Consider the following 18,964-nt stretch of genomic DNA (forward strand, 5'->3'; position numbering starts at 1 on the left):
TTAAATAACATTACTTAACCTAATAACAGCGCCCAAATTATCTACAGAAAAATTAGAAAATGGCTGAAGATTTAGAAAACGAGAACGCCCATAAAGAAGACCGAATAATCCCGATAAATATTGATGAACAGATGCGTGCCGCTTACATTGACTACTCAATGTCGGTTATCGTGTCAAGGGCGCTGCCCGATGTGCGCGACGGTTTAAAACCGGTACACAGGCGCGTATTGTATGGCATGCTTGATTTGGGCCTCAACAATAACAAACCTTACAAAAAATCTGCCCGTATAGTAGGTGAGGTATTGGGTAAATACCACCCGCATGGTGATACCTCCGTATATGATGCCATGGTGCGTATGGCACAGGACTGGAGCTTACGCTACCCTTTTGTTGAAGGACAAGGCAACTACGGCTCAATAGACGGCGACCAACCTGCAGCAATGCGTTATACTGAGGCAAAGCTGCAAAAGATAGCCGAAGAAATGCTGGCCGATATCAACAAGGATACTATTGATTTCCAGCTTAATTTTGACGACTCGCTCCAAGAGCCAACTGTATTACCCGCTAAATTCCCTAACCTGCTGGTTAATGGTGCATCGGGTATTGCCGTAGGTATGGCCACGAACATGGCGCCACATAACCTGAACGAGGTAATCGATGCTACTTTAGCATATATTGACAACAGGGATATTGAGGTAAGCGAACTTATCAAACACGTAAAAGGTCCAGATTTCCCAACCGGAGGTATTATATACGGTTTTGAAGGCCCTCGCGCTGCCTTAGAAACCGGTCGTGGCCGTATCGTTATCCGCGCAACGGCAGAGATAGAAACTTACAATAATGACCGTGAACGTATTATTGTAAGTGATGTACCTTACCAGGTAAATAAGGCGTTGATGATCGAGCGTACCGCCGAACTAATCAATGAAAAGAAAATTGAGGGTATCTCCGCCATCCGCGATGAATCTAACCGCCAGGGTATAAGGGTGGTTTATGAGATAAAACGTGACGCCAACGCGGCCATCGTTTTAAATAACCTTTATAAATATACCGCGCTGCAAACATCATTCAGCGTTAATAATATAGCGCTTGTTGGTGGCCGCCCAATGTTGCTTAACCTGAAAGACCTTATCCATCACTTTGTTGAGCACAGGCATGAGGTGGTTATACGCCGTACCAAGTTTGAACTTGCCGAGGCTGAAAAACGCGCCCACATCCTGGAAGGTTTGCTGATCGCTCTTGATCACCTTGATGAGGTAATCCAGTTGATCCGTTCATCAGGTACGCCTGATGAAGCCCGTGAAGGCTTGATGGAGAAATTTGGCTTAAGCGACATACAGGCACGTGCTATTTTGGATATGACGCTTCGCCGTTTAACCGGTCTGGAACGTGATAAGATCCGAGATGAATACGATGCGTTAATGAAACAGATAGATTACTTAAAATCTGTTTTGGCAGACGAAGGCCTGCGTATGGGTATCATTAAAACCGAGTTAACGGAGATAAAAGAGAAATACGGTGATGAGCGTAAAACCCAAATTGTGCACTCATCTGCAGAAATGCAAACCGAAGACTTTATTGAGGATGAAGATGTAGTGATCACTATCTCCCATGAGGGTTACATCAAGCGTACTTCGTTAACAGAATATCGCCGTCAGGGCAGGGGTGGTAAAGGCTCATTAGGTAGCAACAGCCGCGATGCCGACTTTATAGAGCACCTGCTTATCGCATCTAACCACAACTACATGCTGTTCTTTACCGAAAGCGGCCAATGTTTCTGGTTACGTGTGTTTGAAATACCTGAAGGTACGCGCACCTCAAAAGGCAGAGCTATACAAAACATCATTAACATTCCGAAAGAGGAGAAGATAAAGGCGTATATCAAGCTGAAGTCGTTAAAAGACCGGGAATACCTGGAAAACAACTTCATTATTATGTGTACTAAGAAAGGTGTGATCAAGAAAACATCTTTAGAAGCATACTCGCGCCCACGTGCAAACGGTATCAATGCCATCAACATTAATGAGGGCGATTCCCTTCTTGAGGCAACATTAACAACCGGTACAAGTGAAATTGTTATGGCGCTGCAATCAGGCCGCGCTATTCGCTTCAACGAATCTACTGTAAGGCCTATGGGACGTACAGCAACAGGTGTACGCGGTATCAGCCTGGATAGCAATAATGATGAGGTGGTTGGTATGATAAGTATCAATGACGCCGAAACAACTGTATTGGTTGTATCTGAAAAAGGTTACGGTAAACGTACCGATATAGAGGATTACCGTGTAACTAATAGGGGCGGTAAGGGTGTTAAAACGCTTAACATTACTGAAAAAACCGGAAACCTTGTTGCCATAAAAGGTGTTACTGATACTGAAGATTTGATGATCATCAATAAATCAGGCATCATTATACGCATGGCTATAGCTGAATTACGCACCATGGGCCGCGCTACACAAGGAGTGAGGCTGATAACACTGAAAGGCAACGACGAAATTGCTTCTGTAGCAACCGTTGCACATGTTGAGGACGAAGAACTTGACGAAGCAGTAATAGCCGATGCGACAGCCGATAAGGAAATAGCTGAAAGTACAGATGCTGACATAGCAGCAGGAACAGAAGAATCTGATATAAAACAGGATACTAAAATTGATGAAGGTAACGCGGATGATGCCGCTATCGACGACGACCAAACAGAATAGCTTATGCAAAAAAGCAAGTTGGGTTTAATAATAATTGGGTTGTTTATTACGTCAATCGCCTTCGGCCAGTCCGAAGCGTTGAAAAGCGTGGTAAACAACCTTGCTTTTTATAAAAAAAAGGCTGATATAGCATTTTTGGCGCGGGCAAAAAAATCAGCAGATAGCCTTGTGGTCACCAAGAAGGATTCTAATGATTTGGAAAAGAATATCTATCGTATTATCGTCAATACCAGCATATTGCAGATAGATTCTACTAATGCACTAAAACAGCCTGATAATTTCCTGGATCAAACCACGGCATTGTATGAAAAATTCGCGGCTAAAAACAAGATATTTCAGTATCAGCCAGAAATGGATTACGCCAGCAGATGCCTCGCCAACGCCTACATCAGGAGAGGGTTCGTGTTAATCCGCAACAACGATTATAAAAACGCGTCAATAGCTTTCCAAAACGCTAAAAAGTATGCGCCTGGGCAAAAAAGCATTAACGCTTACATCGCTTTTGCCAATAATAAGCAGGGCAATTTAAAAGACGCGGCCAAGTACTTTGATAATCTCATTAATACCGACAGTACAAATGTAGAGTATCTGGAAACGGCATCATCCATTTATAAATCTCTTGGCGACACCGCCAAAGCACTTCAAATTGTTAAAAAGGGTAGAAAAATGCTCCCAACTAATAAGCAGTTGTTGCATGATGAAGCTAACATCTATAATAACAAACATGATTATAAATCGTTAGAACCTTTACTGGGCCAATTGATAGATGATAACCCCAACAACGCTGAAATTACCTTTGTTGCCGCTAATTGTTATGATCATTTAAACGATTTTGACAAAGCAGAGTCATTATATCTCCGTACCATTGAGTTAGATGGCAACGCTTATGAGCCTGTGTTAAATTTGGGGTTGTTATATTTTAAAATGAGTACGCTTAAGAGCGATACCAACAACAGAAACATTACTAATGCGATAGTATGGCTTGAAAAAGCCAACGAGATGGCTCCACGTGATAAAGACTGCCTTGAGTTGTTACAATTGGCATACACAAAAACCGGAAACCAATCACAATTAGATAGGGTAAACAACCGACTGGAACAATTAAATTAATAAACTAAGCGGAAAATATTCCGTATTACACTCATTACCAATTTAAAACAGTAACTGATGAAAATTAAATTCTTAATGATAGGCGTTTTAGGGCTTATCTCAACGGCAGCCTTTGCGCAAAAAGAAGTAAATAACGCGCAATCGGAGTATGAAAAATACGAAAGCCTAAGAAGCCAGCCTACGTTGGCTATACCAAGCCTTAATAAGGCCAAAGAAGCTATTGACAAAGCGGTAGCCGATCCTAAAACAGCCAATCTTCCAAAGACCTGGGCGGTAAAAGCTTCTGTTTATGCAGGACTTGTAGAATCAAGCGATGAAAAAAATCCTGAAGCAGCAATGTCTAACTTCACTATCGCGGCAGAAGCGGTAAAAAAAGCCCAGGAATTGGATACCAAAGGGGAGAACAAAAAAATCATTGAAAGCGCTAATGGTATATTGGGCAGGTACCAGGGCAATAAGGGTGCAAAAGAGTTTAACGATCAGAAATATGATGAAGCATATAAATCTTTTGATTACTACCGCAGCACTAACCCGGAAGATACTACCGCGATTTTATACACAGGTATGGCTGCGTTTAATGCAAAGAATTATCCTGCAGCTATTACCAACTACAGTAAACTGGTAACTACCAAATACTCAAAAAATGAGGCTGTATACAATGACCTTGCGCGTGCTTATATAATGAATAAGGATACAGCCGGTGCAATGAAGCTAATTAATGAGGCGTTGGTTAAATACCCTAAAAACGCGAATATGCGTGCCAACCAAATTGACCTGAGCCTTAAACAAGGCAAACAAAAAGAGCTATTAGAAACACTTTTACCGGCTATACAGGCTGATCCTAAGAACAAGGATCTATATTATTATGCAGGTTTAATTTACTCACAAACTGCTGATACTTATACAAAACGTATCGATAAGGCTACTGCGGCAACAAAAGCGGGCCTTGAAGCAGAGAAAAAGCAAAATCTGGACAAAGCTGCTGAAATGTATAAAAAGGCCATAGAGGTTGATCCAAACTATTTTGAGGCTAATTTGAACCTGGGTTTTGTTTATTTGTCACCAGCTATTGACATGTTTAACGCGGCTAATAAATTGCCTGCAAACAAACAGAAAGATTACACAGCTATGATGGCAAAAGCATCTGCACAATTTGATCTGGCTAAACCATATATATTAAAAGCTGTAGAAATAAATCCTAAATCTGAGGATGCATTAAGCGCTTTGCTTACGTATTACAAAGGAAAACGTGATGACGCCAATGCAGCTAAGATCAACGCTCAGATCAAGGCGCTTAATCAATAAACTCAAAGTTGCCAAAGCAATAGTAGGAGCCTATAGAAATATAGGCTCTTTAATTAAAACTGTTACTTAACATAATGTTAATTGTACTTTAGAAAGTCATATTATGTTAAGTAGAACGGTGTATTGTTTTAAATTTTAATTTGTGATAATATATCCAAGGCTCTGCTAACTCGGTTATGTTCATCGCTTAATGTAACAACTGCAAATAGACATGCTGCGAGGAACAACAGAAAAAATACTATTATAAAAGACTGTAAGCTTTTGTATTTTTTCTTAATTGATAGCAATTCAGTTTCGAGTTTATAAATCTCTAATTCAGACGACATAGTTTAGGTTTTAAATAAGTGGGCATCAGTTAAGAAATTAACAGAGCCATTTTGATAAACTGTGATAACGGGGTCAACAGATGTTAGTTCATTAACAATCTGGGTAAGGGAGGGGTGACGGTTAAGAAGCTTTTTTACGGCTTTTAACTGGTCAACGGTATTCGCTTTAGTAAAGCGAACCCGAAAGGGCTTGTACTCTTTTGGCATTTTGTTAGAGGTTTAAATAATCAATATGTTAAGGGTAGCCAAACGGTTGAAGCGTTCGACTACCAATATTAATTAATAATTTTTTAATGCCAAAAACTTTAATGCACAATTGTGTGAAAAAAGTTACAAACATTTGAACATCCGAGTTTTTTGATGGATGGTTCAAGGTAGATATTAAATCGTGTAGGGACGGTCAGGACGATTATTTTTTGTGAAATTACCAACCTGACGACGATCAAACCACACATTGCCAAAACGCCAATTAGGCTCATTTTTGTCGAGCCATATGTACAGCTTTTTAAAGTTTTTGACGTGCAGTTTCATAAAATCCGTGGAGTTCTTTTTGATGTAAACAATAAAAAGTTTCGGTTTATACGTGCTGCGGTTTTTTGATGAATGGTTCAAGGTAGATATTAGTGATGAATAAAAAGTTTTGCAACTTCAACGGCTAATTGAGCCACACCGTACCAAAAAGCCCACTTTGCGCCCTCTTTGGCCGTGTCTTTAGCTTTTTGTTTAATAGAACGCTTTGGAGCGGCAGTTGCCGAAGTATCAGGTAATAGGGGTAAATCTTGCATATTAATCAAACTGAATTATTGTTAAAACCATCAAAAAGGGTTGCCCTGGAGAAACCGCATTAAACATATTGTTTAAATACTTAATCGTACGGGTTTCAGGCTCATTTATCTTGCTATCATCAAAATGAAACTCACCAGCGAAATACTTTTGGCACATAGCTTCATAAACTGAACGATTTGCACGGGCTAAGGCATCCACATATTTTTTGCTCACCTCGGGGCATTCGATATCTAACAAAAGGTAACGGCCTGATGGCTTAAATTTGTATTCAGGAGTACCCTGTTGAACGGTAACGGCATATGTTTTTAGTTGCGGCCTTTTTTCTGTAATATCCATTAGCTATTAAATAAGTATGGTAAAATATACTCACCGTCCACGTCAGCGGCTTGCGGTGGTTTAGGAAAACCGTTTGTTTTCATTGATACAGGCAAGTCTATAGGGTCAGGCACTATCTTGTTAGCGAAACCGCCATCATCAAGTAAAAATTTACCTGAATAGTATACAGGCTGAACAAATGGTGAATACCCCATGATAAACAAGTTCTTTTGGGCTATAGCGTCAGAAATAACAGCCTCTGGCGAAAGAACATAACAATGCTCATAAGAATTTCCGTTAGCTGTATGCAAGGGGCAATCAATCAGTAATTCGTCAGGAAAATCATACAGCTTTGCAGCATTGTAAATTTTTTGGGTATCGGCAAAGCCGAAGATATTGTAACCCTCAATTAGATGATCAACAATTTCACCGCTACCCACATCCATTAGTTTAACATGAGTAGGAACAAACGGTAAATTATAATCCTGACCACTTTGTAAATAACAGCGAATATCACCACCTCCGTTATCAACGAGCCTATAGCCGTTTACTACTACTAAAGATTTTTTGTATATCATTATAAAATGCCTTTTGTACGTAAATATTTAACACCGTCTGATGATATGAATTTCATTAAATCAGTGTCAAGGGTTCGGCCGTCAGTAGCAAAAGTTGTATATGCTTCGTCCAAAGCCTTTTTTAAAGTCTTATTGGTATAGTTCTTAACGATATTGAACGCAGTGTCATCCAGCCTATAAAATATCCTTTCAACACCCCAAGAACCTTTATAAGTATTAAATTCATAGGCCAACCTACGGGCATCAGAACGGATTTTATCGGGCGTCCAAGTACTATTTGTTACGTTTTTATACTTGATATCAAAAACCTGTTGTTGATGCTCTACAACTTCTGTAACAGTAGGCGATATAATACGCCTGATAAAGTCACCAACCCATGTAGATGATGAAGCTATCTTATTGATAAGCCACAGGGAAAAACCGCCTATAAGAACGATTTTAAGCCAAGGCCAATCAGAAATATTATTAAATGTGTATCGGAAATTTTTCGCCATTGTATAAATAAACTAAGTATGTACCAGCGACTATTACGGCCAGCATAATAGCCACTTTTTTAATCGCTGAAAGAATGGTTACAATCGGACTACCTGTGTACCAACTGGCAACCTCTGAACGCCTTTTAATTAAAGCTGGTACGGTAATTCTGATACCGTTCTCTGTTTTTGTAGTGCGCCAGCCTTTAATTTTTGCTGCGATTGTTGCGGCCGAGCTACCGCCATTGATGAGGGGTAAAATCTCATTTTGCCAAGCACCAACGCCAGCATTATAACAGCAATCAACACAGGCGTGAAACTGATTTTGAGTGATAGCCTTTTTGAGCTTACTATTGACGAAGTTAACACGGTCTTTGACATCGGTATTTAATAATTGTTTTCCTTTGGCTTTGTCGATTGTGGCTGTGCGTAGGTATTGCTCGTTAGGCTGAATTTGATGACCATAGCCGATGCTATACATTTGAACGCCATTGACAGAGCCATCTTTATACGCCTTAGAAGAAAAGGCCTCTTCTTCTGCGAGCCAGTCGATATAATCCTGTGTGACATTCATTATTCAGTTACTTGTGCGGGTGCATCGTTACCAATTAAGCCGCGCTTTTCAGCCTCGGTATGCCAGTACTTTGCTGTATCAGCAATAAGCGTGATATGGTCACCGTATTTAATGATACGTTTAACCAAGCCAACGACATTTATAAACTTTAAAAATTTAAGCATCTTGATAGTGTTTTATGAAGCGCAGCCGACAAGTTAAACCGACAAGCGGCCACGCTTTTAGATAGGTAAATGTTTATTTTTTGCGTCCGTACTGACCTGTAAAGCCGCCGTTTGGTGCTTGGGGATTGATAACAATTCCCATAGACTGAACTACTACTTTACCAGTTGATAAGTCCATTAAACCGCTGGTGCGAACATCGGGGGTCATTGGCTTTTGTACAACAACCATTACGTTAGCCCAAATACGGCCACTTTGAGACGAATGCTGGTCAGTGTTTTTTGTGAACACGCAAAGGAATTTTACAAAGCCAGCACCACGAGTTTTCGACCATCCAGTTGTAACAGGATTGCCGTTTTTGTCAGATTTTTTGTGCTTTGCACCTGATTTTTTACGGGCTTGCTGACGGTTATTGTTATAACCGTTGTTACCGTAATTAGAACGGCCATAGCCGTTATTCGACTGGTAGCCGCCATTACCAAAGCGGCTGTTATTGTAACCCATTATTTTATTTTTAGAGGTTTACCGTTAAACTTTAGAGGTTTGCCGTTTGTGGCTTTTGCCTCTTTTACTTTTACTTTTTTTGGTGGCATGATTATACAATCAGCGGGTTAGTTGATGAACCGATACCCATTTTTGCGGCAGCGGAATTGACGAATGTTTTACCGTTCGCTGTTTTAAATACGAGGTAATACAGGCCGACAGCTACAGCCGCTACAATTGCGAATACTTTCATGTACCTTTTCTTTTTTGCCTTTGATAAAGCCATTTTATTTTTAATTAATTATTTACTTCTTTAAAGCCCATATAAGCAATATAAAGGCTATCAAACCCGCCACAATAGGCAGATATTTTTTTGTCTGCGTTTCTATTTTAGCCTGCAACAGAGCGTGCCAAATAGGGTCATCACCGTTTGCGTAGAACTCGGTATTGTGATTACCAATAGCACGATGTTTCAACTCGTCAACACACCATATATTTTGAGGTGTATTTTCCAGGGGTTGGCCTGATTGAATTTTATTAAGGGCATCCAGTAGATAACCATCCATTTCGTCACGCTTTTTAATAGCATCATCAATGGAAAAGTATACATACATACCCACATCCGTCATTTTAATCCTACGAGGGTAACGGGTAGCAATGATGGCGTTTACCTCTGCATAAATGTTCATCCAAATATTGGCCTCCCTGCGAGGGTCAGACTTAAATAAGCCACCAATAGCACTTATTACAGACGGAGCAACAGCAACAACAGCAGCTACAGGGATTGGCATTTTATTTCTTTTTAAGAGCCAAAATGACAACCAAAAAACCCAATATGGCGACAACCATTATCCAGTACTTATTATCCGTTGCGGTCGCACCAACATATGAACCTGCGGCATCGCTGATAACTTTTTGACCTTGTGGTGTGCTACCATATATGTAAGCACCAGCAGCCAGTATATCGCCAACAGTGACCGTTTTACCCTGTTCACCTATGATTCCGCCAGTTGCATTGTAACCGATTTGACGGAGAACTGAACCAAAATCGCTATCCCAAAAACTCATTATTTCCAACCTTTCTTTTTGTCGGTTGTAGCATAGCCGAGTATTGCGGCCAGTATACAAACAACGATTACAATTAGCCACCAGTAAGTTGGCTTTGCAGTTACCGTTACCTCTGAACCCATTACCGAAGTAGTAGGGGCGGGGGATGGCACAGGTAAACCCAAGGCGGCACCAATTGTAGAGGCTTTATCTAAAGCCTCCTGTAAATAGTTTTGAGGTGCTACAGATACGGCGGATATTTTATCGCTGACAGTTCCTGCAATGTCTTTTAAAATATTAGTTGATATTGGTAATGTCATTGGTTTTGTTTCCGTTATTGGCTGAACAGGTGTAGAATAACCGCCACCGCCGCCACCGTAATAATTTTCCCTTGTGTTATTACCGAAATACGCATCTTGGATGGTATAATCGGTAATAACGGGGGTTAACTCAACACTTCTCAAACACTAATAGCTTTTTACAACTATCTGCATAACCGACAGGTCATCGGCACCAGTTGTAGTTACTTCAAATTTCGATACACCAACGAGGCTTAGAGCCCAAAACTCTGTACCGCCACCGAGTATAGCCTGATTTACGGTATCACCCTCAATCAGTTTGTCAGGAGCAAACGAAATGTCGTTTGATGACCGCATAATTGCGTCAAGTTCCTGGGGTGTGTAAGTCACCTCATTAGCACCTGCATAAGAGAGGCGAACAGATGACAACGAACCATTATTTGACAGTATAAGCGATTTTGCGCCAAACTGCGGGGTAAACGTTTTGGTTTGGCTGTCGTTGCCTGTGATAATTTCATTGTTAAATTCGTTGTAGAAGCGTGATGCGCTGGCATACTCTAAGCCGAAAACCTCATAGGTAGAACCAGCTACCAAATTGGTAAGGTCGAGCTTTAAGTATGTGTTGTTTTGCAACAAGATTGCGTCAGTAGCTGAAAGAGCCAGCAAAAAGGCGCATTTTACAGTACCATCTGCTTTTTTCTCAATTAGCTGGTGACCAGCCTGAAACTGCGAAATAATGGCGTGTGTACGGATTTTTGAAAGCGGCAACACCTTTGCTGACCCTTGTTCGCTTTGCAGCGACAGGGTAATTTTTTCGTCAACGATTTCGGCAGCACCGTTTTTAATAATCAATATGTGAGATATTGATTTTTGGATTTTTAAATCCGTGATTTCGGTTACGCCAGTTGTAGCTGATTTAATTTGCATTTGTCTTTATTTTCTTTTATAAATTGTTCTCTATCAATGGTTTCACAGAGTACACGCTCATTTATTTTGAAATGTTTTTTTTGTATTCCGTGATAGAATGAGAGCAAATTTATATGCAGGGTTTCCCTATTGGCAAGTTTTACATTAAACGTGTTACGGAACGTATGAAATAGTGTGTAGAACACGTCTTTTTTGTGAAATTTCACACTTGTAAAGAGGCGAGAAATGGTATTTGAACAGTTCCAAATAGCACAATCCATTTCGGTATGATTTTTTGTAACATACTTCGTAACGTACGAACCGACACGGTCGGTAGAAAAGATTTGTGTAACGTCTACAGGGTTCGCACCGCCTTTACCTGCTTTAAATTCTTTTTGGCCGTTAAAGGTGTAACCGTTTTGCTGGAGAATTTTGCACCATATGTAATTGATGCGTTGGGCAGGTAAAAACCTGTCATAGACAATATGTGAGTGTAAATTGCCGTTTTCTTGTTTTTCGTTGACATAGAAGTAGTTTTTAAAGCCGTAGTATTTGCGCAGGTACGTAAAAAACGTGTTTAACATCCTGCTATAGTCCTTATCAGTTCCAATCTGCTTACTGGTTAAGGTCAGCGTGATGAAAACAAACTTTAGTTGCTGGTGCTTTGGGCGTTGAGTATTTGCCCAGGCGGTTAGTTTTTGCCTTATCTTTGTTTTCGTTCTTTGGCTCATTGACTTTCTTTCACGGCCGCAAACTTTTAAAGGCGTTAAACGTTCAAAATGATTGAATTGTGGCATATCTGCCGACGATAGGGGGGCTGATTTTAGTTCTTTTTGCTCTTGCTCAATGGTTAAGAACGTGGCTTTTTCCTTTGGAGTTAAGGAATTAGTTTTTAACTTTAGCACTGATGTTTTTGAGCGGCAAAACGATGAGCCGCACAAAGTTACCTCCGACCTATCACTATATGTATCGGTTTCAAGAGCATCTAACTCATTGCCTGAAACAATGAGTGCGTTTTGTGTTAGTATCATTCTGTTAGAGGTTTTGGTATTAGCACCGTGTTAAAGGTGGTTGAAGCCCTTTAACACATTTATAACTACCCGCCAGCAGCACACTGGCGGGTTTTTTTTTGCTTAATTCTTACCTAAAACGCTGGTTTTGTTGAAGAAAAACAGCGGAGTTTGAATTGTTGCATATAAGATAAATCCATTAACGCCGCCTTTTATTTCTGCGATTAGAGCGGGATTTACGGGCTATAAAGCCATTAATGACAAGCTGATAAACAGGGATAGGAGAATTTCTAAAACCGTCCCATATAGAATAATATTGAGAATAAGGCCACATAGTTTTAAAATTTACGGTAAATGAAAAAGTCAAGAATTTTAAACACTGCTATACCGACCATACAGCCCGTAGCAGTAGCGGCCAAGTAGAGGCCAGCGAGATAAATAGCTTCAGATAGTGTCATGATTGAAAAAGGTTTAATTGGGGTGTTTGAAGTGGAAGTTTAGAAATATAGCGGTCGAGGTGTTTAACCCTCTGTTTGCACTTTTGCAAGTCCTGTGTTGCGAATATGTTTTCCCGTCTATCGAGGTCGTTTTTCGTGCGTTCGATAGTTTCCTCATACCGCTGGATAAGCGCCTGCAGAGCGAGGCGGTCAGTCATTTCTTCAATAGGCTGGGAGATAGTTTCCGCAATCTTGCGAGCAACTACCGATTTAAGTAATTGCTTTTGCATTAGTCTTTGATTGAAGTAGTGAGAAATTGATGTGTACCGGCTGTTATAACCTTTTTATTGAAAAGCTTATTAAACAAGGTTTCGATACTATAATCGACAACCAAATTGAGAGAAGTAAGGCCGACTTTTTTTGATGAAAAAGACGGGTTATACATTGGATGCCAAGCGGCCAGCGATATAGAACAACGTGTGCCATCGGGGGTAAACCAAAGGCCACTTAACAGACCATCACAGATGATAGTACGATTGTTTAACGTTTGGCACTTTATGCCTTTTTTCCTGAACAGCTTTAGCAAGCTGTTATACATGGTGTGTTTGCCTTTTTTACGTATCATCTCCAACTCATTTAAGTGTTGGAAATAATGTTCAGGCTGTATTTTCGGTTTATTATTTGCTATAATTGACATAGTAGTAAAAGGTGTAAAACACACTTTTACTTAACATAATGTTAATTATATGAATTTTTAAGATGAGAATTTATTTAAAGTTTTATAATAATATTAAATCACCTAAAATAAACTAAAACAAAACGCCCGGATAATTTATCCGGGCGTTTATAATTTTGATAACCAAATTACATTGGCTTTTTAGTAGTATCTTTTTTTGTGGTGTCTTTCATTACTGTATCAGCAGCTTTGGTGGTATCACCAGGAGCCATTGTTGTAGTTGAATCTGTTTTGGTGCTGTCTGAACCATTTGTTGCCTTTTCGGAACTGCAACCTGTTGCAATTGAACCGATTATCATCGCAGCAGCTGCGAAACTTAAAATTTGCTTTTTCATTGATGTTTTTAATAGTTTTACAAATGGATAACCTTTAAACAGTTAAATTGTTTAATTATTTATCAATATTTCTTTGAGAAACAGGTCATAATTATCCTTCAATTAAATTAGCTTTTTATTAAATTCAAAGTAATTTTTTCTGATATTTATCAGCAATGGTGGTATCAGAAAATACCTTAAAATGGATCATGCGCTTCTATCCTCCCCTGTTTTTTCAACGCGTTTGGGTTAAGGGTTTTAATAAAGATTTCAGAGGTGTGCACGTGTCAATCATTAAAAGTTTTCTGAACACGAACTATAACGGTTCTATTTTCGGAGGTACTATATTTGCCGCAGCGGACCCATTCTATCCGGTATTATTTGACCGTATATTACAATCACCCGGAAGAAAGTTAAAGATATGGTCCAAATCCTCAACAATAAATTATTTAATACCAGCAACCGGCAATTTAAAATTTACTATCACTATTACCGAGCATCAGATACAGGAAGTAATAGATACAATTGATGTATATGGAAAATATGAAGGCACCTATCCTGTAGAGATTTTTAACGATAATAATGAGATTTGTGCTTCGTTAAATAATGAAGTTTACATACGCGACCTAAACTTTAAACCACTATAACATGCCGGTTTATATGAATGATGCCCATTACCATAACCAGGGCTATTATATTTCTACTGATAATAGTTTGCTGCATTTCGCCGAGATATTTAATTACCTTAATACTGAATCTTATTGGGCTAAGGGAATACCCGAAGATAAATTACGGAAAGCAATAACAAATTCACTGTGCTTCGGCATTTACAAAAATAACGAACAGGCTGGTTTTGCCAGGGTTATTACAGATAAAGCTACCTTTGCCTACCTGTGCGATGTGTTTATCTTATCAGCCCATCGCAAATCGGGCCTATCAAAATGGCTCATGCAAGCAATTATATCTCACCCGGATTTACAAGGATTAAGACGTTTTGTATTAGCCACAGCAGATGCACATGGGTTATACAAACAATTCGGCTTTGAGTTGATCAAAGGAGCCGACCGATGGATGGAAATATTTACGCCTTATAAATAAACGCAATGAATTTAAAGAGACAGATACTTGAGGGAGAAGGCGTTAAACTCGACTTTAAAAAAACCATCACCAGTTGTGAAAAGATAGCGAAAACAATGGTATCGTTCGCTAATAATGTTGGCGGCCGTTTACTTATTGGTGTTTTGGATGATGGCACTATAAAAGGTGTAAAAGACGAGACCGAAGAACGATATATGATCACCAGGGCGGCGCATTTCTTCTGCAGGCCGGCCCTCGACCCTATCTTTGAAGAAATATATTATGACGATAAAACGGTTCTAATGGTAGATATACCGGAAAGTACCGAAAAACCGCATTATTCCCTGGCCGAAGACGGTAAATGGTGGGTATACATTCGCGTGAAAGACAAAAGTGTGCTGGCCAGTAAAGTGGTGGTAGATGTATTGCGCCGTGGAGCAGACGAAAAAGGCGTGCTGATTGAATATTCATCTAAAGAGAAAGCGCTGCTTGAACATTTGGATAAAAAAGAACGCATAACAGTAAAGGAATTTTGCGCATTATTAAATATTGGTCGGCGCCGAGCGCAGCGCATACTTGTTGACCTTGTTTTATCGGGTGTACTGGCTGTACATACCACCGAAAAGGAAGAGTTTTACACGGCGATGTAGTTTAAGGGCATAATATGTACCTTTGCCGCCTCCACTGCCGGCAAATGAATTTAAATCTACAGAAATATAAACCCTACTATAAAGACAGCCTCGGGCTTGCCATTCCGGTAGTACTGTCGCAGGTTGGCCATACACTGGTACAACTGTCAGATACCATTATAGTGGGACAATTTGCCGGCACCGATGCCCTTGCCGGTGTTTCACTATCTATCAGTACGTTTTTAGTTCCGCTGGCAATTGGTCTGGGGATTAGTTATGGCATTACACCGTTAATAGCGCAGCATAACGGGCGGGAAAATTTTGCCGAATGTGGTAAACTACTTAGCAATAGCCTTCTGCTAAACATACTTACAGGGTTGGTATTGTTTAGCGTAGTTTACGGGGTAATGCAATTATTCATTGACAAACTGCACCAGGACGTGGCTGTTGTGGCTCAGGCTAAACCTTTTCTGTTATTGCTGAGCATTTCTATTATTCCGCTGCTGATATTTGACGCTTTTAAGCAATTTGCACAAGGCCTGGGCTTTACCAAACAGGCCATGTACATTACTATCGTGGGCAACATCCTGAACATACTGGTAGGGATAGTTCTGGTAAAAGGAATGTTTGGGATCAAGCCAATGGGCATACGTGGTGTGGGTTATAGCACCCTGATAGACCGTTGCCTGATGGCGATCGCTATGGGGACTTATGTTTTCCGTTCACCGGCTTTTAAAAAATATCTTTCGAGCTTCAAACTTATCAACGTACAATGGATACGGATTAAGCAGTTGTTAAAAATAGGTATGCCTGTAGCATTACAAGCCACGTTTGAGCTTAGCGCTTTCGGTGGCGCATCTATTCTTATTGGTACTATCGGCCCTGTACAACAGGCAGCACATCAAATTGCCATATCTCTCGCTAGCATGACCTACATGATGGCTAGCGGTGTTTCTTCCGCGGCGGCTGTAAAATCCGGAAACTACTTTGGTGCGGGTAAGCATCATCACCTCAGGTTATCGGCCATTTCAAATTACCATATTGTGATAGGCTTTATGTGTGTAACGGCAGTTATTTTCGCAGTCTGTAACCAGTGGTTACCTTGGATGTATACTACAGATAGGCAAGTCATACAAATTGCTGCTCAGCTACTCATCGTAGCTGCGTTTTTCCAGTTATTTGATGGTACGCAGGTAGTTGGCCTGGGAATACTAAGGGGAATGGGCGATGTGAATAAACCAACCGTAATTACTTTTGTATCATACTGGATCATCGGTTTGCCAATCGCTTACTTATTAGGCATACAGTTAAACTGGGGAGTTAAAGGGGTTTGGTATGGCCTGGTTTGCGGTTTAATGGCTTCGTCGATTATGCTATTTATTCGTTTTCATAAAATTAGTCATAGTAATCAATCGAAGTTACAAGCCGGTTAAAAATAGAGTTCGGCAGCTACTTTATAGGTATTGCAATGCGCTTCAACAATATCTTTTATATGAGGCGAGTATCCTCCGCCCATACTTACCTGCACGGGGATATTATTTTGCCTGCATTGCGATAAAACAAACCTATCACGTTCTTTGCATCCTTCTTTACTTAAGGACAGTTTACCCAGCTTATCAGACGATAAAACATCTACCCCGGAAAGATAAAATATAAAATCCGGTTGGTGCTGTTGAATCAGGGCTGGCAATGCGTTCTTCAATAACTTAAGATATTCATCATCTCCGGTACCGTCATTAAGCGGTATATCCAGGTCTGACCGCTCTTTCCTGAAAGGGAAATTCTTATCACCATGTATAGAAAAAGTAAATACACGGGGTTCATTTTCAAATATCTGCGCGGTTCCGTTACCCTGGTGTACATCTAAATCAATAATTAAAATGGATTGATATAAACCATTATTTAACAAATAGTTAGCAGCTATAGCCTGATCATTTAGTAAGCAAAAACCTTCGCCCCAATTAGTGCCTGCATGATGCGTACCCCCTGCTGTATTAAAGGCAATACCAAATTCTATCGCATAATGGCAACCATCTATGGTGCCTTTGGCAATTCGCCGCTCCCGTTCAACTAAATCAGCATTAAGCGGAAAACCGATGCGGCGTTGCTCTTTTGGCGGCAATGTAAGCTCTCTAAGCTGTCGCCAATAATCGTCATCGTGCGTAAGCAGTATGGTTTCCTCATCCAGTATCTCCGGTGAAAAAAAGTTTTCATCCGTTACCACACCCTCATACTTTAACTGCTCAGGAATAAGTTCGTACTTAAGCATCGGGAAACGATGCCCATCCGGAAGCGGATGTAAGTAAATAGGATCAAACGCTATCTTAAGCATATAACGACGAGCTAAAAATTAGTTTACTTAACTACTTGATACCGCTTTTAAAAGGCATTCTGCAGCCTGATAAACATCTGTAAAGGAATTATAAAGCGGCACAGGGCTTAAACGGATTACATCGGGTTCGCGCCAGTCGCCTATTATGCCGTTCTCAGCCAAATAATTAAAAATAGCTTTCGCATCTCGTGCGCATATTACAGAAAGCTGGCTACCCCGCTCCGAGATATTTTTTGGGGTGATGATCCGGAAAATCTCTTCACCACATTCGCGGTTAATATCATTGATCAGAAATTCGAGATACGCCGTTAGTTGATCGCCTTTTGCCCTCAGCGGTTTAATGCCCCCCGCCTTTTCAAATATATCCAGCGAAGCTTTGTGCATGGCCATCAGTATTATAGGACTGGTACTTACACTCCACCCCTGTGCGCCCATTTCAGGGTCAAAGCCCTGCTGCATCAGAAACTGTTTATCCCTGCGATAGCCCCACCAACCCGCGAAACGATTAAGCTTAGGATTATCAAAATGTTTTTCGTGAACAAACACACCGCTAATGCCACCCGGGCCCGAATTAAGATATTTATAAGAACACCAGCAGGCAAAATCTGCATCCCAATCATGCAATTTAAGGGCTACATTACCGGCAGCGTGTGCCAGATCAAATCCAACAAGCGCGCCAGCCTTGTGCCCTGCCTTTGTTATAGCCTGCATATCAAATAGCTGCCCGGTATAATAGTTAATCCCGCTAAAAAGCACAAGGGCGGTTTCATCGGCGTTATCTTCTATAGCCTCAATAATATCCTGCGTATGCAAGGTTACCTCACCCGGCCTTGGGCTTACTTCAATAATGGCATCTTTAGGGTTAAAGCCATGAAAACGGACTTGGCTTTCAACCGCGTACTGGTCTGACGGAAAAGCACCCGCCTCCATAATAATCTTATATCGCTTATGATCGGGCTTATAAAAGCTCACCATTAACAAGTGCAGGTTTATGGTAAGCGAATTCATCACCGTGATTTCTTTTTCGCTGGTGCCAAGTAAACCTGCCAATACGGGCAATAACTGCTTATGATAACTAAGCCATGGCGCCTCGCCATTAAACCAGCCTTCAACTGCGTAATGTTCCCAGTAATTTAATTGTTGCTGTATATAATGTTTTGCAGAGTGTGGCTGCAAACCCAATGAATTACCGCATAGGTATATCGCAGCCTGGTTATTATGGCGCGGGAAAAGAAATTCGCTCCTTAAATGCCGTAGAGCATCCTGCTCGTCCTGCTCTTGCGCGAAGTTTAAATTACGCTGATAGATCATATTCAATATTAGGCATTAGCTATGTATAGCCAAAGAAAAATATATAAAAAAG

General features: G+C 40.5%; 26 protein-coding genes. 7 read left to right on the forward strand and 19 right to left on the reverse strand.

All coding sequences use genetic code 11. From position 1 onward, the window contains the following. Window positions 1-59: 59 nt before the first annotated feature. Genes gyrA through CKK33_RS11455 form a run of 3 tightly spaced genes read left to right on the forward strand, consistent with a single transcriptional unit; the run spans window position 60 to window position 5,117 of the window. On the forward strand, window positions 60-2,702 hold the full coding sequence (gene gyrA / locus CKK33_RS11445; protein ID WP_095704235.1) for a DNA gyrase subunit A: 2,643 nt from the start codon (window positions 60-62) through the stop codon (window positions 2,700-2,702). Window positions 2,703-2,705: 3 nt separating this feature from the next. Beyond that, window positions 2,706-3,812 (forward strand): lipopolysaccharide assembly protein LapB, encoded by a 1,107-nt coding sequence (locus CKK33_RS11450; RefSeq protein WP_095704236.1) that lies wholly within the window; start codon window positions 2,706-2,708, stop codon window positions 3,810-3,812. Between the two features lie 57 nt (window positions 3,813-3,869). Further along, on the forward strand, window positions 3,870-5,117 hold the full coding sequence (locus CKK33_RS11455) for a lipopolysaccharide assembly protein LapB (protein ID WP_095704237.1): 1,248 nt from the start codon (window positions 3,870-3,872) through the stop codon (window positions 5,115-5,117). A gap of 329 nt (window positions 5,118-5,446) precedes the next feature. On the opposite strand, the gene CKK33_RS11460 is transcribed toward CKK33_RS11455, so the two are convergent. From CKK33_RS11460 to CKK33_RS11530, 17 genes are all read right to left on the reverse strand, one after another. Further along, window positions 5,447-5,650, reverse strand: a complete 204-nt coding sequence (locus CKK33_RS11460) for a hypothetical protein (RefSeq protein ID WP_095704238.1) — start codon at window positions 5,648-5,650, stop codon at window positions 5,447-5,449. Window positions 5,651-6,063: 413 nt separating this feature from the next. Next, window positions 6,064-6,228, reverse strand: a complete 165-nt coding sequence (locus CKK33_RS19515) for a hypothetical protein (protein ID WP_158223428.1) — start codon at window positions 6,226-6,228, stop codon at window positions 6,064-6,066. 1 nt (window position 6,229) lies between these two features. Beyond that, entirely contained in the window at window positions 6,230-6,565 is a 336-nt protein-coding gene (locus tag CKK33_RS11470; protein WP_095704240.1) for a hypothetical protein, read from the reverse strand. Next, window positions 6,565-7,122, reverse strand: a complete 558-nt coding sequence (locus tag CKK33_RS11475; protein ID WP_095704241.1) for a hypothetical protein — start codon at window positions 7,120-7,122, stop codon at window positions 6,565-6,567. Before CKK33_RS11475 ends, CKK33_RS11470 begins: the two co-directional genes overlap by 1 nt. After that, the gene (locus CKK33_RS11480) at window positions 7,122-7,616 is read right to left on the reverse strand and encodes a hypothetical protein (RefSeq protein WP_095704242.1); all 495 of its coding nucleotides are present in this window, start codon (window positions 7,614-7,616) and stop codon (window positions 7,122-7,124) included. The genes CKK33_RS11475 and CKK33_RS11480 overlap by 1 nt, the downstream gene beginning before the upstream one ends. Then, window positions 7,588-8,169, reverse strand: a complete 582-nt coding sequence (locus CKK33_RS11485) for a lysozyme (protein WP_095704243.1) — start codon at window positions 8,167-8,169, stop codon at window positions 7,588-7,590. The genes CKK33_RS11480 and CKK33_RS11485 overlap by 29 nt, the downstream gene beginning before the upstream one ends. Further along, a complete protein-coding gene (locus tag CKK33_RS19520) occupies window positions 8,169-8,333 on the reverse strand; it encodes a hypothetical protein (protein ID WP_158223429.1) in 165 nt (54 codons plus the stop codon). Before CKK33_RS19520 ends, CKK33_RS11485 begins: the two co-directional genes overlap by 1 nt. A 73-nt stretch (window positions 8,334-8,406) precedes the next feature. Then, complete coding sequence (locus tag CKK33_RS11490) at window positions 8,407-8,835, reverse strand: hypothetical protein (protein ID WP_095704244.1); 429 nt, start codon at window positions 8,833-8,835, stop codon at window positions 8,407-8,409. Between the two features lie 91 nt (window positions 8,836-8,926). Beyond that, window positions 8,927-9,067: a hypothetical protein gene (locus tag CKK33_RS19525; protein ID WP_158223430.1), complete on the reverse strand. Its 141-nt coding sequence runs from the start codon at window positions 9,065-9,067 to the stop codon at window positions 8,927-8,929. 52 nt (window positions 9,068-9,119) lie between these two features. Further along, complete coding sequence (locus CKK33_RS11495) at window positions 9,120-9,605, reverse strand: hypothetical protein (protein WP_095704245.1); 486 nt, start codon at window positions 9,603-9,605, stop codon at window positions 9,120-9,122. Window position 9,606: 1 nt separating this feature from the next. Then, on the reverse strand, window positions 9,607-9,882 hold the full coding sequence (locus tag CKK33_RS11500) for a hypothetical protein (protein ID WP_095704246.1): 276 nt from the start codon (window positions 9,880-9,882) through the stop codon (window positions 9,607-9,609). Beyond that, window positions 9,882-10,325 (reverse strand): hypothetical protein, encoded by a 444-nt coding sequence (locus tag CKK33_RS11505; protein WP_095704247.1) that lies wholly within the window; start codon window positions 10,323-10,325, stop codon window positions 9,882-9,884. The genes CKK33_RS11500 and CKK33_RS11505 overlap by 1 nt, the downstream gene beginning before the upstream one ends. Window positions 10,326-10,328: 3 nt before the next feature. Beyond that, window positions 10,329-11,012 (reverse strand): hypothetical protein, encoded by a 684-nt coding sequence (locus CKK33_RS11510; RefSeq protein ID WP_143822951.1) that lies wholly within the window; start codon window positions 11,010-11,012, stop codon window positions 10,329-10,331. Between the two features lie 44 nt (window positions 11,013-11,056). Further along, window positions 11,057-12,097, reverse strand: a complete 1,041-nt coding sequence (locus tag CKK33_RS11515; protein ID WP_095704249.1) for a hypothetical protein — start codon at window positions 12,095-12,097, stop codon at window positions 11,057-11,059. 433 nt (window positions 12,098-12,530) lie between these two features. Next, window positions 12,531-12,803 carry a hypothetical protein gene (locus CKK33_RS11520; protein WP_095704250.1) on the reverse strand — a complete coding sequence of 91 codons (273 nt, stop codon included), beginning with the start codon at window positions 12,801-12,803 and terminating at the stop codon, window positions 12,531-12,533. Continuing rightward, the gene (locus CKK33_RS11525) at window positions 12,803-13,210 is read right to left on the reverse strand and encodes a hypothetical protein (protein ID WP_095704251.1); all 408 of its coding nucleotides are present in this window, start codon (window positions 13,208-13,210) and stop codon (window positions 12,803-12,805) included. The genes CKK33_RS11520 and CKK33_RS11525 overlap by 1 nt, the downstream gene beginning before the upstream one ends. A gap of 167 nt (window positions 13,211-13,377) precedes the next feature. Then, window positions 13,378-13,584 (reverse strand): hypothetical protein, encoded by a 207-nt coding sequence (locus CKK33_RS11530; protein ID WP_095704252.1) that lies wholly within the window; start codon window positions 13,582-13,584, stop codon window positions 13,378-13,380. 155 nt (window positions 13,585-13,739) lie between these two features. On the opposite strand from CKK33_RS11530, the gene CKK33_RS11535 reads away from it, so the two are divergent. Genes CKK33_RS11535 through CKK33_RS11550 form a run of 4 tightly spaced genes read left to right on the forward strand, consistent with a single transcriptional unit; the run spans window position 13,740 to window position 16,702 of the window. Continuing rightward, window positions 13,740-14,210, forward strand: coding sequence for a DUF4442 domain-containing protein (locus CKK33_RS11535; protein ID WP_095704253.1), 471 nt, complete (start codon window positions 13,740-13,742; stop codon window positions 14,208-14,210). Between the two features lies 1 nt (window position 14,211). Beyond that, entirely contained in the window at window positions 14,212-14,661 is a 450-nt protein-coding gene (locus CKK33_RS11540; RefSeq protein WP_198952464.1) for a GNAT family N-acetyltransferase, read from the forward strand. A 5-nt stretch (window positions 14,662-14,666) separates the two neighbouring features. Continuing rightward, window positions 14,667-15,290: a helix-turn-helix domain-containing protein gene (locus CKK33_RS11545; protein ID WP_095704254.1), complete on the forward strand. Its 624-nt coding sequence runs from the start codon at window positions 14,667-14,669 to the stop codon at window positions 15,288-15,290. Window positions 15,291-15,334: 44 nt separating this feature from the next. Then, window positions 15,335-16,702, forward strand: coding sequence for an MATE family efflux transporter (locus CKK33_RS11550; RefSeq protein ID WP_095704255.1), 1,368 nt, complete (start codon window positions 15,335-15,337; stop codon window positions 16,700-16,702). Here CKK33_RS11550 and CKK33_RS11555 read toward each other — a convergent pair. Together CKK33_RS11555 and kynU are read right to left on the reverse strand one after the other, a co-directional pair. Beyond that, the gene (locus CKK33_RS11555; protein WP_095704256.1) at window positions 16,699-17,601 is read right to left on the reverse strand and encodes a histone deacetylase; all 903 of its coding nucleotides are present in this window, start codon (window positions 17,599-17,601) and stop codon (window positions 16,699-16,701) included. The genes CKK33_RS11550 and CKK33_RS11555 overlap by 4 nt on opposite strands. A 27-nt stretch (window positions 17,602-17,628) precedes the next feature. Further along, complete coding sequence (gene kynU, locus CKK33_RS11560; RefSeq protein ID WP_095704257.1) at window positions 17,629-18,912, reverse strand: kynureninase; 1,284 nt, start codon at window positions 18,910-18,912, stop codon at window positions 17,629-17,631. Window positions 18,913-18,964: the final 52 nt, after the last annotated feature.

This window comes from Mucilaginibacter sp. MD40 (genome assembly GCF_002288635.1).
GTDB lineage: Bacteria > Bacteroidota > Bacteroidia > Sphingobacteriales > Sphingobacteriaceae > Mucilaginibacter.

Excerpts from the sequence above, each read along its gene's own strand:
- CKK33_RS19525 (WP_158223430.1), bottom strand. The coding sequence starts at position 9,067 with ATGAAAGTATTCGCAATTGTAGCGGCTGTAGCTGTCGGCCTGTATTAC.
- CKK33_RS11545 (WP_095704254.1), top strand. The coding sequence starts at position 14,667 with ATGAATTTAAAGAGACAGATACTTGAGGGAGAAGGCGTTAAACTCGAC.
- CKK33_RS11480 (WP_095704242.1), bottom strand. The coding sequence starts at position 7,616 with ATGGCGAAAAATTTCCGATACACATTTAATAATATTTCTGATTGGCCT.
- CKK33_RS11450 (WP_095704236.1), top strand. The coding sequence starts at position 2,706 with ATGCAAAAAAGCAAGTTGGGTTTAATAATAATTGGGTTGTTTATTACG.
- CKK33_RS11530 (WP_095704252.1), bottom strand. The coding sequence starts at position 13,584 with ATGAAAAAGCAAATTTTAAGTTTCGCAGCTGCTGCGATGATAATCGGT.
- CKK33_RS11475 (WP_095704241.1), bottom strand. The coding sequence starts at position 7,122 with ATGATATACAAAAAATCTTTAGTAGTAGTAAACGGCTATAGGCTCGTT.
- kynU (WP_095704257.1), bottom strand. The coding sequence starts at position 18,912 with ATGATCTATCAGCGTAATTTAAACTTCGCGCAAGAGCAGGACGAGCAG.
- CKK33_RS11540 (WP_198952464.1), top strand. The coding sequence starts at position 14,212 with ATGCCGGTTTATATGAATGATGCCCATTACCATAACCAGGGCTATTAT.
- gyrA (WP_095704235.1), top strand. The coding sequence starts at position 60 with ATGGCTGAAGATTTAGAAAACGAGAACGCCCATAAAGAAGACCGAATA.
- CKK33_RS11520 (WP_095704250.1), bottom strand. The coding sequence starts at position 12,803 with ATGCAAAAGCAATTACTTAAATCGGTAGTTGCTCGCAAGATTGCGGAA.
- CKK33_RS11500 (WP_095704246.1), bottom strand. The coding sequence starts at position 9,882 with ATGAGTTTTTGGGATAGCGATTTTGGTTCAGTTCTCCGTCAAATCGGT.
- CKK33_RS11495 (WP_095704245.1), bottom strand. The coding sequence starts at position 9,605 with ATGCCAATCCCTGTAGCTGCTGTTGTTGCTGTTGCTCCGTCTGTAATA.
- CKK33_RS11485 (WP_095704243.1), bottom strand. The coding sequence starts at position 8,169 with ATGAATGTCACACAGGATTATATCGACTGGCTCGCAGAAGAAGAGGCC.
- CKK33_RS11550 (WP_095704255.1), top strand. The coding sequence starts at position 15,335 with ATGAATTTAAATCTACAGAAATATAAACCCTACTATAAAGACAGCCTC.
- CKK33_RS19520 (WP_158223429.1), bottom strand. The coding sequence starts at position 8,333 with ATGCTTAAATTTTTAAAGTTTATAAATGTCGTTGGCTTGGTTAAACGT.
- CKK33_RS11455 (WP_095704237.1), top strand. The coding sequence starts at position 3,870 with ATGAAAATTAAATTCTTAATGATAGGCGTTTTAGGGCTTATCTCAACG.
- CKK33_RS11525 (WP_095704251.1), bottom strand. The coding sequence starts at position 13,210 with ATGTCAATTATAGCAAATAATAAACCGAAAATACAGCCTGAACATTAT.
- CKK33_RS19515 (WP_158223428.1), bottom strand. The coding sequence starts at position 6,228 with ATGCAAGATTTACCCCTATTACCTGATACTTCGGCAACTGCCGCTCCA.
- CKK33_RS11470 (WP_095704240.1), bottom strand. The coding sequence starts at position 6,565 with ATGGATATTACAGAAAAAAGGCCGCAACTAAAAACATATGCCGTTACC.
- CKK33_RS11555 (WP_095704256.1), bottom strand. The coding sequence starts at position 17,601 with ATGCTTAAGATAGCGTTTGATCCTATTTACTTACATCCGCTTCCGGAT.
- CKK33_RS11535 (WP_095704253.1), top strand. The coding sequence starts at position 13,740 with ATGGTGGTATCAGAAAATACCTTAAAATGGATCATGCGCTTCTATCCT.
- CKK33_RS11490 (WP_095704244.1), bottom strand. The coding sequence starts at position 8,835 with ATGGGTTACAATAACAGCCGCTTTGGTAATGGCGGCTACCAGTCGAAT.
- CKK33_RS11460 (WP_095704238.1), bottom strand. The coding sequence starts at position 5,650 with ATGCCAAAAGAGTACAAGCCCTTTCGGGTTCGCTTTACTAAAGCGAAT.
- CKK33_RS11515 (WP_095704249.1), bottom strand. The coding sequence starts at position 12,097 with ATGATACTAACACAAAACGCACTCATTGTTTCAGGCAATGAGTTAGAT.